The organism is uncultured Serinicoccus sp., from assembly GCF_947487915.1.
Classification (GTDB): Bacteria; Actinomycetota; Actinomycetes; order Actinomycetales; family Dermatophilaceae; genus Ornithinicoccus.
In genome coordinates this window covers 69,205-81,654 of the sequence record NZ_CANKYH010000005.1, presented here as the reverse complement: position 1 = coordinate 81,654, position 12,450 = coordinate 69,205, and the positions used below count along the sequence as shown (strand labels likewise).

Below are 12,450 nucleotides of genomic sequence, written 5' to 3'. Positions count from 1 at the left end.
CTCAGCGCGCGGGTGCGCCCTGCCACCCTCCGACGCTCTGCTGCTCCAGGTCCGTGGTGTCGAGCACGTCGAGCCCCGGCCCTGCCTGGCCGTCGCCCTGCACGGCGTGGTGCCGGAAGCGGATGAGGTCCTGGACGTCCTTCGCCGTGAGCGTGGCGCCGCCGGCGTCGCCGGCGCGGTTGATCGTCGAGATCCACTTGGCGATGGTCGACCCGGTGCCCGCACCAGGGATCGCGGCGGCGGTGGAGAAGCCGGCGTTGAGGTACTTGCCCTCCCCGACGTAGATGGCGGCGTTGAGGCCGTCCGCCCACTCACCCAGACCCGGGACCAGGCCGACGACGTCCAGCCCGAGGTGGGTGAAGAAGGACAGGGGGTTGAAGCCCTCCATCGGCTTGAGGCGGTCGAGGTCCTCCAGGTGCTGGTCGATGCTGCCCGGGTCCACGGCGGAGAGCTCGACGAGGGCCGCGCCCAGGCTGGCTCCCCGGTCCTGCACCCACGCGCGCTCCAGGGCCAGGTGGCGCAGGTGGGCGGGGATGTCCACGTCGTACTCGTCGTCACCGTCCTCGACCCGGATCGGGACGTCCTCGCCACCGAGGAGGAACGCCCGCAGGGCCTCCGGGTTGGTGCTCATCGCCTCCAGGACCCAGGGCATCGGGTCGATGACGTCCGCGCCCAGCGGGTCGCGGAACACGGGCAGGCGGTCGTAGCGGAAGCGCGAGGTCTCGGTCATCTCGGCCGCCCACGCCTCGGGGTCCTGCTGCTCGATGCGGATGACGTCCTCACCCAGGCCGACGAGCCAGTCGGCGGACCACTCGCCGCGGCTGGCGAGCAGCGCGAACGCGCGCGCGTCGGTCACGTCCTCGGCGCCAGGGAAGTCGAACTCGTGGCTGAGGACTCCGAGCGACCCGGCATACAGCTGCAGGAAGCGCTCCGAGGCGGGCGAGTCGTCGAGCGCCGCGAGGTAGTCGAGGTCGATGCTGGGCCCCATGTCCGTGCTCGCGTAGCCGTCGCCCTCGCGGTAGCCGTCGAGGACGAGCAGGGCGAAGGTCGCGTCCCCGCCGTAGCGCTCCAGGAGGTCGATGAGCTCCTGCGGCGGCGGCATGCTGTCGGTGTCCATGAGGTCGCGGGCCCGGTCGGCGAACTGCTTGGCCTCCTCGTAGGACAGGTCGGGCACGGCCTGATGGTCGTAGGAGACCGTGCGCTGGATGCCCGGTGCGCTCGCCGCCAGCCACTCCGCGTAGAACAGCTGGTTGCGCAGCACCAGGTGCTTGCGGGTCGCCCAGTCGCCGATCTCGGCGACCCCCGAGAGGTCGCGGGCCGACAGCCCGAGCCCGGTCAGCGCCTGCCGGATGCGTGACTCGGCGTCCGCGACCTCGCCCTCCACCCCCTGCAAGGTGCGCACCAGATCGCGCATCGCCTCGAGGTCCACCGACACCTTCGCCATCGTTACCCCCTGCTCCCGACGGGGGGCAGCGTGAGCGGCCATCCCGGGATCGTGCCGTAGGTCTCGCAGCGCCGCACCTGCTCCGGCTCGGCCGCGAGCTCCTCGAGGAGCTGCTCGCGCGCCTGCTCGGCCGCCCTGCCCAGCCGGCGGGCGCGGGCGGACAGCCCGTCGCCGAACCTGTCCGCGGGCGCCCCGGTCCACGCCCCTGCGGACATCGTCGCGCGCTCGGCCGGGTCGAAGGCCGCGCGCAGCGACTCGAGGCCGGGGGCGAGGTTGGTCAGCGTCGCCCGGATCTGCTCCCGCCGCGGGTTGGCGACCATCTCGTGGTTGCCGGTGCCGTCGTCGCACATCGTGCGTACCCCTCCTGGTGATCGACAGCCGCCCTGCCACGGCTGGACCTGAGGGAAGTATAGAGCCACGCCCGCCCGGCCGCACTCCGCCACCGGACCAGAGTCCGCCCAGAGTTGAGCGGAATGCGCTCAACTCTGTCGGTGTTGACCCCATCAGACATTCTTGAACGACACGACACGGCCGTCGAGCTCGCCGCTCCCGGTCGGGGAGGACAGGGGACACCCATGGATCTCAACCTCACCAGCAAGGCCCAGGAGGCCCTGTCGACCGCGGTGCGGGACGCCGCGGCGGCGGGACACGCCCAGGTCGAGCCCGCGCACCTGCTCGCGGCACTGAGCCAGCAGGGCGACACGACGACCGGGCCGCTGCTCGAGGCGGCCGGGTCGAGCCCGCGGGCGGCCAAGCAGGCCGCCGACACCGCGCTGGCCGGCCTGCCGCGGGCCAGCGGGTCCAGCATGGGCAACCCGGGTCTGTCCCGGGCCATGCACGGCGTCGTCAAGGGGGCCCAGGAGGCCATGTCGGCCATGGGCGACACCTTCGTCTCGACCGACCACCTGCTGCTGGCCCTGGCCCGGGCAGGAGCCGTGCCCGGGGTCGACGCGGACGCCCTCGCCGAGCGCATCCCGGCGCTGCGCGGCGGCAAGCGGGTGGACTCCGCCGACCCGGAGGCCACCTTCGACGCGCTGGGCAAGTACGGCACCGACCTCACCGCGATGGCCCGGGAGGGCAAGCTGGACCCGGTCATCGGCCGGGACGCCGAGATCCGCCGGGTGGTCCAGGTGCTCTCCCGCCGCACCAAGAACAACCCCGTCCTCATCGGCGACCCCGGGGTGGGCAAGACCGCGGTCGTCGAGGGCCTGGCCCAGCGCATCGTCGCCGGGGACGTCCCCGAGTCGCTGCGCGACAAGACGCTCATCTCCCTCGACCTGGGCGCGATGGTGGCCGGAGCGAAGTACCGCGGGGAGTTCGAGGAGCGGCTCAAGGCGGTGCTCGCCGAGATCACCGGTAGCGACGGCCAGGTCGTCACCTTCATCGACGAGCTGCACACCGTCGTCGGTGCCGGCGCGAGCGGGGACTCCTCGATGGACGCCGGCAACATGCTCAAGCCGCTGCTGGCCCGCGGCGAGCTGCGGATGGTCGGCGCGACGACGCTGGACGAGTACCGCGAGAACATCGAGAAGGACGCGGCCCTGGAGCGCCGCTTCCAGCAGGTCTTCGTCGGTGAGCCGTCGGTGGAGGACACCATCGCCATCCTGCGCGGGCTCAAGGAGCGCTACGAGGCCCATCACAAGGTGGCCATCGAGGACTCGGCCCTCGTCGCCGCGGCCGACCTCTCCGACCGCTACATCCCCGGCCGCCAGCTGCCGGACAAGGCCATCGACCTGGTGGACGAGGCCGCGAGCCGGCTGCGGATGGAGATCGACTCCTCGCCGGTCGAGATCGACCAGCTGCAGCGGCAGGTCGACCGGCTGACCATGGAGGAGATGCACCTGGCGCGGGAGGAGGACGACGCGTCCCGGGCCCGGCTGGAGAAGCTGCGCTCCGACCTCGCCGACCGGCGCGAGGAGCTGGCCGCGCTCACCGCACGGTGGGAGGCGGAGAAGACCGGCCTCAACCGGGTCGGTGAGCTCAAGGCGCGGCTGGACGACCTGCGCACGCAGGCCGAGCGGCTGCAGCGCCAGGGCGACTACGAGGGCGCCTCGCGCCTGCTCTATGGCGAGATCCCCGCCGCCGACGCTGAGCTGGTCGCCGCCCAGGAGGAGGAGTCGGCGCTCGAGCGCAGCAGCGACACCGCGCCGATGGTCAAGGACGAGGTGGGCGCGGACGACGTCGCCGACGTCATCTCCGCCTGGACCGGGATCCCGGCCGGCCGGCTGCTCGAGGGCGAGACCGAGAAGCTGCTGCGGATGGAGTCCGTGCTCGGTGAGCGGCTCATCGGCCAGCACACCGCCGTGCGGCTCGTCTCCGACGCCGTGCGCCGCTCGCGGGCCGGCATCTCCGACCCGCACCGCCCGCAGGGCTCCTTCCTCTTCCTCGGCCCGACCGGGGTCGGCAAGACCGAGCTGGCCAAGAGCCTGGCGGACTTCCTCTTCGACGACCAGCGGGCCATGGTGCGCATCGACATGTCGGAGTATGCCGAGCGGCACGCGGTCGCGCGCCTCATCGGTGCGCCCCCCGGCTACGTCGGGTACGACGAGGGTGGTCAGCTCACCGAGGCGGTCCGGAGGCGCCCCTACAGCGTGGTGCTGCTGGACGAGGTGGAGAAGGCCCACCCCGAGACCTTCGACATCCTGCTGCAGGTGCTCGACGACGGCCGGCTCACCGACGGGCAGGGCCGGACGGTCGACTTCCGCAACGTCATCCTCGTCATGACCTCCAACCTGGGCAGCCAGTTCCTCGTGGACCCGACCACCGACGAGCAGACCAAGCGCGAGCAGGTCATGGGCACCGTCCGGGCCAGCTTCAAGCCCGAGTTCCTCAACCGGCTCGACGAGGTCGTCATCTTCGACGCGCTGACCCGCGAGGAGCTGGCCACCATCGTGGGGCTGCAGGTCGCCGAGCTGGCCCGCCGCCTCGAGGGACGCCGTATCGGCCTGGAGGTCACCGAAGCCGCGTCCGCCTGGCTGGCCGAGCGGGGTTACGACCCGGCCTACGGCGCGCGACCCCTGCGCCGCCTGGTGCAGACCCAGATCGGGGACCGGCTGGCGCGGCTGCTGCTCTCCGGCGAGGTGCGCGACGGCTCGCACGTCGTCGTCGACCTCGACGAGGGCACCGGGGAGCTCGCCCTGCGCTGAGCCGGGGGTCCTCCCTGCCGGACCTTCGCCCCTCGTTCACCACTCGTTCACCCAAGGCCGTGGATCGCGTCACGTGCGGCTCCTACCTTCTCAAGCGTTGGCGATGCCGCCAGCGTGCCCCTGGACGCGCCGGTGCTCCGCCACCGGCCCGGGGCCACGATCCCTGACAGACGTTGAGAGAGGTTCCCCGTGAAGCAGCACCGCTTGACCCGCACGGTCGCCATCGCCATGGCAGCGTCCTTCGCGCTCGCCGCCTGCGGCGACGACTCGCCGACGACCACCGCCGACGAGGGGTCCGACGCCGGCTCGGAGGAGTCAGGTGAGGAGGGCGGTGAGATGCTCTCTGGCGACGTGCTCGCCTCGGGCGCCTCCTCACAGGAGGCCGCGATGACGGCCTGGATCGCCGGCTACCAGGGTGTGCAGCCCGATGTCACCCTGCAGTACAACTCGGTCGGGTCCGGTGCCGGTCGGGAGAACCTCATCGCCGGCGCCTCCGACTTCGTCGGCTCCGACGCCTACCTCGACGAGGAGGAGCGGGAGGCCGTCACGGACACCTGTGGCGATGGTGGTGCCCTCCACGTCCCCGTCTACATCTCCCCGGTCGCCGTGCCCTACAACCTGCCCGGCGTCGACGGTCTGCAGCTCTCTCCCGACACGCTGGCCCAGATCATGAACCAGGACATCACCACCTGGGACGACCCGGCCATCGCCGAGGACAACCCGGACGCCGAGCTGCCCGACACCGAGATCACCGTCGTGCACCGGTCCGACGACTCCGGCACCACCGAGAACTTCATGGAGTACCTCTCGGCCGCCGCGCCCGACTCCTGGCCGCACGAGGCTGACGCAGCCTGGCCGGTCCCGGCCGAGGCCGCGGCGCAGAACACCGGCGTCATCCAGGTCATCAACGACAACGAGGGCACCATCGGGTATGCCGACGCCTCGGTCGTCACGGGGCAGGCCGCTGCGGTCGGCGTCGGTGATGAGTTCGTCACCTTCTCGCCCGAGGCTGCCGCCCGGGTCGTCGACGCCTCTGAGCCGGCCGACACCGGCCTCGAGGGTGACATGGCCCTGGAGCTGGCCCGTGACACCACCGAGTCCGGCGCCTACCCGATCGTCCTGGTCAGCTACCACATCGCCTGCACGGCCTACGACGACCCGGAGCGGGCCAACCTTGTCAAGGACGTCCTGACCTACGTCGTCTCCGAGGAGGGTCAGCAGGCCGCCGCCGAGGCCGCCGGTTCAGCGCCCATCTCCGAGGACACCCGCCAGAGGGCCATGGACCTCATCGACACCATCGAGGGTGGCTGACACTGGTCCGTCCACCTGTCACGGATGACCGGCGGTCGACCCTCTGGTCGACCGCCGGTCATCCGATGTCCGCATCACTGCCCTCCCGTGAAGGAGCCTCATGAACGCCAACGCTCCCGCTCCGCCGACACGACGTGAGCGTGGCCGCTCCACAGCGGTACGTCGACCCGGGGACCTCGTCTTCTCCGGGGCCTCGGTCGGATCGGCCGTCGTCATCCTGCTCATCCTGGCCGGTGTCGCCCTCTTCCTGGTCCTCGAGGCCGTCCCGGCACTGACTGCACCGTCGGAGGACATCAGCGGCTCCCGAGGCTTTCTCGGCTACGTCGCCCCCCTGGTCTTCGGTACCGTCGTCGCCTCGATCATCGCGATGCTGCTCGCGACGCCGATCGCCGTGGGCATCGCGCTGTTCGTCTCGCACTACGCCCCCCGCCGCCTCGGCAAGGGCATCGGCTTCGTCATCGACCTGCTCGCCGCTGTCCCCTCGGTCGTCTTCGGCATGTGGGGCATGGCGGTCTTCGCCCCGAGGCTCGTGCCGCTCTTCGAATGGCTGGAGCTGCGCCTGGGGTTCCTCCCCTTCTTCGCCGACGCGTCCTCGACGGGGCGCACCCTGCTCACCGCGTCGATCGTGCTGGCGGTCATGATCTTGCCGATCATCACCGCCGTCTCGCGCGAGGTCTTCCTCCAGACGCCCCGGCTGCACGAGGAGGCGGCGCTGGCGCTGGGAGCCACGCAGTGGGAGATGATCCGGACCGCGGTCCTCCCCTTCGGCATGCCCGGCGTCATCGGCGGGACCATGCTGGGCCTGGGCCGTGCCCTGGGCGAGACGATGGCCGTGGCGATCATCCTCGCCCCGGGGGTCTTCACCTTGAACCTGATCGGCAACGGCAACTCCACGATCCCGGCCGAGATCGCGCTCAACTTCCCCGAAGCCGCCGGCCTGCGCCTGTCCGAGCTCATCGCGGCCGGTCTGGTGCTGTTCGTCATCACCCTCGCCGTCAATCTCTTCGCCCGGTGGATCGTGGACCGCCGCAGCGAGTTCTCCGGAGCCAACTGATGAGCCTGCCGACCCAGCCCCAGACCCGTCCGCCCTCGGGCGGAGACCGCGACGACGCCCCACCGGACCACGTCAGCGGCATCGTCCCCTCCCAGGTTCGACCGGCGGGCCGACGCCCGGCCCTGGTGATCGCAGCGCTGGGCGCCGGCCTCGCCGTGGTGGCATGGCTGGTCCTGGACCTGCACATCGCCGCCGCCCTGGTGCTGTCCTTCGTGGCCTACCTCGTCGCGCTCTATGCGACCTACCGGCGGATCGCCGGGAGTCGCGTCGCGGTCGACCATCTCGTCCGCTCGCTGGTCTACTTCGCCTTCGTCTGCGCCGTCGTGCCGCTGGCATCGGTGCTGTGGACCGTGGTCGCGGAGGGAGCGGCGCGCGCCTTCGACCCGCAATTCCTCACGCAGACGATGAACGGGGTCACCGGCCTCAACGACCAGCAGTATGCCGATGGCTCGGCCGACTTCGTCGGCGGTGCCTACCACGCCATCATGGGCACGCTGGTCATCACGGGCCTGGCTACCGTCATCTCGGTCCCCATCGGCATGTTCACCGCGATCTACCTCGTCGAGTACGGCGGCCGGAACCGGCTGAGCCGCGGCATCCGCTTCCTCGTCGACGTCATGACCGGCATCCCCTCGATCGTCGCCGGACTCTTCGCCTTCGCCCTCTTCACCCAGATCTTCGGGATCAGGGACGCCAAGATGGGTCTGGCCGGCGCGGTGGCGCTGTCGGTCCTCATGATCCCGACGGTGGTGCGCAACAGCGAGGAGATGCTGCGGATCGTCCCCAACGAGCTGCGCGAGGCGGCCCTGGCGCTGGGGGTGCCCAAGTGGCGCACCATCGCCAAGGTCGTCCTGCCGACGGCGGCGTCAGGACTGGCGTCCGGCGTGACCCTGGCCATCGCCCGGGTCATCGGGGAGACCGCCCCGCTGCTGGTCGCCATCGGCTACGCCCGCGGCCTCAACTGGAACCCCTTCGACGGCCCCATGAACACCCTCGCCGTCTACGCCTACTTCATGTTCACCAAGCCACTGAGCCCGGCCGTGCGGGAGCCGAGCCTGGAGCGGGCGTGGGCCGCCGCCCTGCTGCTCGTCCTGCTCGTCATCGCGCTCAACCTGCTGGCCCGGCTCATCGCCACGCTGTTCGCGCCGAAGACCGGCCGCTGACCACAGGAGACACTGCATACCTATGTCCAAGCGCATCGACGTCACCGACCTCGACATCTTCTACGGCGACTTCCACGCCGTGAAGGACGTCACCATGTCCATCGAGCCTCGCTCGGTCACTGCCTTCATCGGCCCCTCGGGGTGCGGCAAGTCCACCTTCCTGCGCACCTTGAACCGCATGCACGAGGTCATCCCGGGGGCCTATGTCAAGGGTGAGGTGGCGATCGACGGGCAGAACCTCTACGACCGGGGGGTGGATCCGGTGGATGTGCGCCGCCAGGTCGGGATGGTCTTCCAGCGGCCCAACCCGTTCCCGACGATGTCGATCAAGGAGAACGTCCTCGCCGGGGTGCGGCTCAACTCCAAGCGCATCTCCAGCAAGGCGGCCGACGAGCTGACCGAGAAGGCGCTGCGCGGGGCCAACCTGTGGAACGAGGTGAAGGACCGGCTGGACAAACCCGGCTCGGGCCTCTCCGGCGGGCAGCAGCAGCGCCTGTGCATCGCCCGGGCGATCGCCATCCAGCCCGAGGTCATCCTCATGGACGAGCCGTGCTCGGCCCTGGACCCCATCTCCACCCTGGCGATCGAGGACCTCATCAACGAGCTCAAGGTCGACTACACCGTCGTCATCGTCACGCACAACATGCAGCAGGCGGCGCGGGTCTCCGACAAGACCGGGTTCTTCAACCTGGAGGCGACCGGCAAGCCCGGGGAGCTCGTCGAGTACGACTCCACCCAGAACATCTTCAACAACCCGGGCCAGCAGGCGACCGAGGACTACATCTCCGGCCGCTTCGGGTGACCGGTCCCCGCCCGTCCGGGCGGCGACGCGCGCGCTGCCGCCCGCTGCGGGGGTGGGTGCGTGATACTGGACGTATGAGGTCTCGCGGCGGACGGCATACCCTCACCCGGACGGGCGGGTCGAGGCTCGCGCTCGCCCTCGCGCTGGCCCTCGGGCTGGCCGGGTGCAGCGACGACGCCGACGAGACGGCCACCTCCTCCGCGCCACCACCGCCCACCGCCGCCGACCGGCTGGCCCAGGCGCACGACGTGCTGGTCGACGCGGGGTCGGTCGGTCTGACGCTCACCGGCACCGACCTGCCGGAGGACGAGACGTCCTACATCATCAGCGCCGAGGGGGCCGGCACGATGGACCCGCCGGCCTTCGACGGCACCATCACCGCCGTGATCGCGGGGGTCCAGGCCGACATCCCGACGGTGGCCCTCGACGGCGAGCTCTGGGTGAAGCTGCCCTACGTCCCGGCCCACGTCAACACCGACCCGGCCGAGCTGGGGGTGCCCGACCCGGCGACGCTCTTCGACCCCGAGGACGGCCTGGTCGGCCTGCTCGGGGCGACGCAGGGACCCGAGTTCGGGGAGCGCTCCCGGGCCGGGGCCGAGGTGGTGCAGCAGGTCGTCGGCACGCTCCCGGGGGAGACGGTGACGGACCTGCTCTACGTCGGCGACGCCGAGTCCGAGTTCGACGTGACCTACGGCCTGGTCGAGGAGGACTGGCAGGTCCGCAGCGTGGAGATCACCGGGCCGTTCTACCCGCCGGCGACGTCGACCTACACCGTGACGCTGGACGCCTACGGCGAGCCGGTCACCGTGACGCAGCCCTGAGGATGACGCGGACGCGGGAGGAGGGGCCGGGGGCCGGACCGTCCGCTGACGCCACGGCCACCGTCCGCCCGGCCACCGGGCCCGCCCGCGGCGCCCGGGCGCTGCTGGCCGTCGCCGCGCTCGCGGTGGCGCTGGCCGCGGCGGACACCTACGTCGTCGTGCTGGCGCTGACCGACATGATGGCCGGCGTCGGTGTGGGGATCGAGTCACTGCAGCGCGGCACGCCGATCATCTCCGGGTTCCTGCTCGGCTACATCGCCGTCCTGCCGCTCATCGGGCGTCTGTCCGACTTGGTGGACCGGCGGCGCATCCTGATCTGGTGCCTCGTCGTCTTCGTCGTGGGGTCGGCGGTGACCGCCGCGGCGGTCGAGCTGCCGGTCATGGTCGGGGGCCGGTTCCTGCAGGGCCTGGGCGGCGGGGGGCTGGTGCCGGCGACCCTCGCGCTGGTGGCCGACCTGTGGCCGCGGGGGCGCCGAGGCATGCCGCTCGGCGTCGTCGGGGCCGTGCAGGAGCTCGGGTCGGTGCTCGGCCCGCTGCTCGGGGCGCTCGTGCTCGCCGTCGCCGGGTGGCGGGAGATCTTCTGGCTCAACGTCGTACTCGGCCTGCTCGCCCTCCTCGGCGTCCTCCTCCTCCGTCCCGCGGCCCCCACCCCCGACCGAGCGTCGCGCATGGTTGGCCCCGCCCCCGACCGAGCGTCGCGCATGGTTGTCCCTGGAGTGACCGGGCGTCGCAGATGGTGGGTGACGGGCGCGGCATACCTGCTCGCGGTGCTCGCCGCGGCTCTCTGGACGCTGGCGCTCTGGGCTCCGCAGGCGCTGACGACCTCGGTGGAGCTCGGCCTGCCCTTCGTGCCGTTCGACCCGGACTCCGGCTCCCGGGTCGCCACGCCGGTCGGTCTCGCGGCGGCGACCGTGACGCTGCTGCTGGCCCTGGTCACCCTGCCGCGGTGGTTGCCGCTGCTCCTGCGCGCCGACCTGCTGGGGGCGACCTTCGTCGCCGTCGCCCTGGGCTCGCTGGTGCTGACCTTCTCCACCGCGGACCCCGAGACCGAGGTGCTCGGTCCGTGGGGCGTCTGGCTGCTGCCGCTGGGCTCCGCGGCGGTCGTGGCCTTCCTCCTGCGGCAGCGGCTGGCTGCCGCCCCGCTCGTCCCGCCAGGTGTCGTCCGGCGTCGGGTCTGGCCGGCCCTGGTGGTGAGCCTGCTGGTGGGGGCCGCGATCGTGGCGGTCGTCGTGGACGTGCCGCTGCTCTCCCGCCTCACCCAGGGCACCGACGAGACCGACGCGGCGCTGGTGCTGGTGCGCTTCCTCGTCGCGGTGCCGGTCGGGGCGCTGCTGGGGGGCTGGCTGCTGCGGCGGGTCGGTCCGGCCGTGGTCGCCGCGCCGGGGCTGGCCCTGGCCGCGGTGTCCATCCTCGCCATGGCCCGCTGGGAGCGGGCCTCGCTCGACGACCTCGTCGGCACGACGCTCGCCCTCGCCGGGGCCGGTCTGGGCGTCGGGCTCGCGATCGCGCCGGTGAACGACGCCGCCCTCGCCGACGCCCGGGAGGACGGCCACGGCACCGTCAGCTCGCTCGTCGTCGTCGCCCGCATGGTGGGCATGGTGGTCGGTCTGGCCCTGCTCACCGCCCTCGGCCTGCGTCGCTTCCACCTCGAGGTGGGCACCCTCGCCGACCCCACCGACACCGACGCACTGCTCGACGCCGCGGTCGTCCAGGTGCAGACCGTCCTCACCGGTGCGGGGTATGCCGCCGCGCTCGCGGCGGTGGTCGCGCTCGCCCTCGGCTGGCGACCGGTCGGTGCCGTCCGGACCGGCGCCTCGGGGTCCTAGACCTCCGGGGTGCCCTGGTGGAAGCGCTGCAGCCACTGCTGGCCGGAGCGCTGCCAGAGCGAGCTGCGCAGGGTGCTGGACTCGGCGCCGACGCCCCGCCACAGGAGCAGGACGAGGTCACCGGGCAGCCGCTGGAGGTCGACCACCTCCAGCTCGACCGGGCCGGGCAGCGGCGAGAGCCGGTCCAGCATCTCCTCCCGGCTCCAGCGCCGGCCCGAGCGGCCCACCTCCTGCCAGTCGGGGTGCAGGAGCGCCGCGGCGAGGGAGGGGTCGGAGCGCACCTCCTCGGTGAGCAGCGAGCGCTCCAGCGCCACCACCTGCTCCTCGTCCCCCGGCTCTCCCCGCTCGTCGACGAGGGAGAAGAGGTCGTCGTCGGCCCGGCCGCCCACCGTGAAGGCGTGCTCCGCCGGCGCCGACACCGCGCCGAAGCCGGGCCCGGGCTGCGGCTGCCGACCTGCGGCATACGCCTGGGCGGCGGCGTTGGCCAGCCGGTCGGCCTGCTCGTTGAGCTCGTGCCCGGCGTGACCCTTGACCCACCGGAAGCGCACGTTGGGGCGCATCGCGGCGTCCAGCGCCTTGATGATCTCGACGTTGGCGACCGGCTTGCCGTCCCCCTTCTTCCACCCGCGCCGCTTCCAGCCGGGCATCCACTGGGTGATGGACTTGATGGCGTACTGCGAGTCGCACACGACGAGCAGGTCCTCGTCCAGGTCGGCCGTCTGCTGCAAGAGGTCCAGCACGGCGGTCAGCTCACCCATGTTGTTGGTCCCGTGCGGCCACCCACCGCTGGCCCAGCGGTCGGCGTCGACGTACCACCCCCATCCCGCCGGACCAGGGTTGCCCAGGGCGGATCCGTCCGCGGCCGCGACGACAGTCATGGGTC

The 12,450-nt window shown here is 72.0% G+C and carries 10 protein-coding genes; 7 read left to right on the top strand and 3 right to left on the bottom strand.

The window, feature by feature from the left end:
* Position 1: 1 nt before the first annotated feature.
* The gene (locus tag Q0795_RS07495; protein WP_298888441.1) at positions 2-1,444 is read right to left on the bottom strand and encodes a hypothetical protein; all 1,443 of its coding nucleotides are present in this window, start codon (positions 1,442-1,444) and stop codon (positions 2-4) included.
* Positions 1,445-1,446: 2 nt separating this feature from the next.
* Entirely contained in the window at positions 1,447-1,794 is a 348-nt protein-coding gene (locus Q0795_RS07490; RefSeq protein ID WP_298888439.1) for a hypothetical protein, read from the bottom strand.
* 225 nt (positions 1,795-2,019) lie between these two features.
* On the opposite strand from Q0795_RS07490, the gene clpB reads away from it, so the two are divergent.
* From clpB to Q0795_RS07455, 7 genes are all read left to right on the top strand, one after another.
* On the top strand, positions 2,020-4,590 hold the full coding sequence (gene clpB / locus Q0795_RS07485) for an ATP-dependent chaperone ClpB (RefSeq protein WP_298888438.1): 2,571 nt from the start codon (positions 2,020-2,022) through the stop codon (positions 4,588-4,590).
* A 189-nt stretch (positions 4,591-4,779) separates the two neighbouring features.
* Positions 4,780-5,901, top strand: a complete 1,122-nt coding sequence (gene pstS, locus Q0795_RS07480; RefSeq protein ID WP_298888437.1) for a phosphate ABC transporter substrate-binding protein PstS — start codon at positions 4,780-4,782, stop codon at positions 5,899-5,901.
* Between the two features lie 100 nt (positions 5,902-6,001).
* On the top strand, positions 6,002-6,955 hold the full coding sequence (gene pstC / locus Q0795_RS07475; protein ID WP_298888435.1) for a phosphate ABC transporter permease subunit PstC: 954 nt from the start codon (positions 6,002-6,004) through the stop codon (positions 6,953-6,955).
* Positions 6,955-8,118: a phosphate ABC transporter permease PstA gene (gene pstA, locus Q0795_RS07470; protein ID WP_298888433.1), complete on the top strand. Its 1,164-nt coding sequence runs from the start codon at positions 6,955-6,957 to the stop codon at positions 8,116-8,118. The genes pstC and pstA overlap by 1 nt, the downstream gene beginning before the upstream one ends.
* Before the next feature lie 22 nt (positions 8,119-8,140).
* A complete protein-coding gene (gene pstB, locus Q0795_RS07465; protein WP_298888431.1) occupies positions 8,141-8,920 on the top strand; it encodes a phosphate ABC transporter ATP-binding protein PstB in 780 nt (259 codons plus the stop codon).
* A 74-nt stretch (positions 8,921-8,994) separates the two neighbouring features.
* The gene (locus Q0795_RS07460; RefSeq protein WP_298888428.1) at positions 8,995-9,741 is read left to right on the top strand and encodes an LppX_LprAFG lipoprotein; all 747 of its coding nucleotides are present in this window, start codon (positions 8,995-8,997) and stop codon (positions 9,739-9,741) included.
* Between the two features lie 2 nt (positions 9,742-9,743).
* On the top strand, positions 9,744-11,567 hold the full coding sequence (locus Q0795_RS07455; protein WP_298888426.1) for an MFS transporter: 1,824 nt from the start codon (positions 9,744-9,746) through the stop codon (positions 11,565-11,567).
* Here Q0795_RS07455 and Q0795_RS07450 read toward each other — a convergent pair.
* Positions 11,564-12,445 (bottom strand): RNase H family protein, encoded by an 882-nt coding sequence (locus Q0795_RS07450; protein ID WP_298888424.1) that lies wholly within the window; start codon positions 12,443-12,445, stop codon positions 11,564-11,566. The genes Q0795_RS07455 and Q0795_RS07450 overlap by 4 nt on opposite strands.
* Positions 12,446-12,450: the final 5 nt, after the last annotated feature.

What these genes read in the sequence shown, in the direction of transcription:
- Q0795_RS07495 (WP_298888441.1), bottom strand. Translation starts at nt 1,444, where the DNA reads ATGGCGAAGGTGTCGGTGGACCTCGAGGCGATGCGCGATCTGGTGCGC.
- Q0795_RS07450 (WP_298888424.1), bottom strand. Translation starts at nt 12,445, where the DNA reads ATGACTGTCGTCGCGGCCGCGGACGGATCCGCCCTGGGCAACCCTGGT.
- pstB (WP_298888431.1), top strand. Translation starts at nt 8,141, where the DNA reads ATGTCCAAGCGCATCGACGTCACCGACCTCGACATCTTCTACGGCGAC.
- Q0795_RS07455 (WP_298888426.1), top strand. Translation starts at nt 9,744, where the DNA reads ATGACGCGGACGCGGGAGGAGGGGCCGGGGGCCGGACCGTCCGCTGAC.
- Q0795_RS07460 (WP_298888428.1), top strand. Translation starts at nt 8,995, where the DNA reads ATGAGGTCTCGCGGCGGACGGCATACCCTCACCCGGACGGGCGGGTCG.
- clpB (WP_298888438.1), top strand. Translation starts at nt 2,020, where the DNA reads ATGGATCTCAACCTCACCAGCAAGGCCCAGGAGGCCCTGTCGACCGCG.
- pstA (WP_298888433.1), top strand. Translation starts at nt 6,955, where the DNA reads ATGAGCCTGCCGACCCAGCCCCAGACCCGTCCGCCCTCGGGCGGAGAC.
- Q0795_RS07490 (WP_298888439.1), bottom strand. Translation starts at nt 1,794, where the DNA reads ATGTGCGACGACGGCACCGGCAACCACGAGATGGTCGCCAACCCGCGG.
- pstC (WP_298888435.1), top strand. Translation starts at nt 6,002, where the DNA reads ATGAACGCCAACGCTCCCGCTCCGCCGACACGACGTGAGCGTGGCCGC.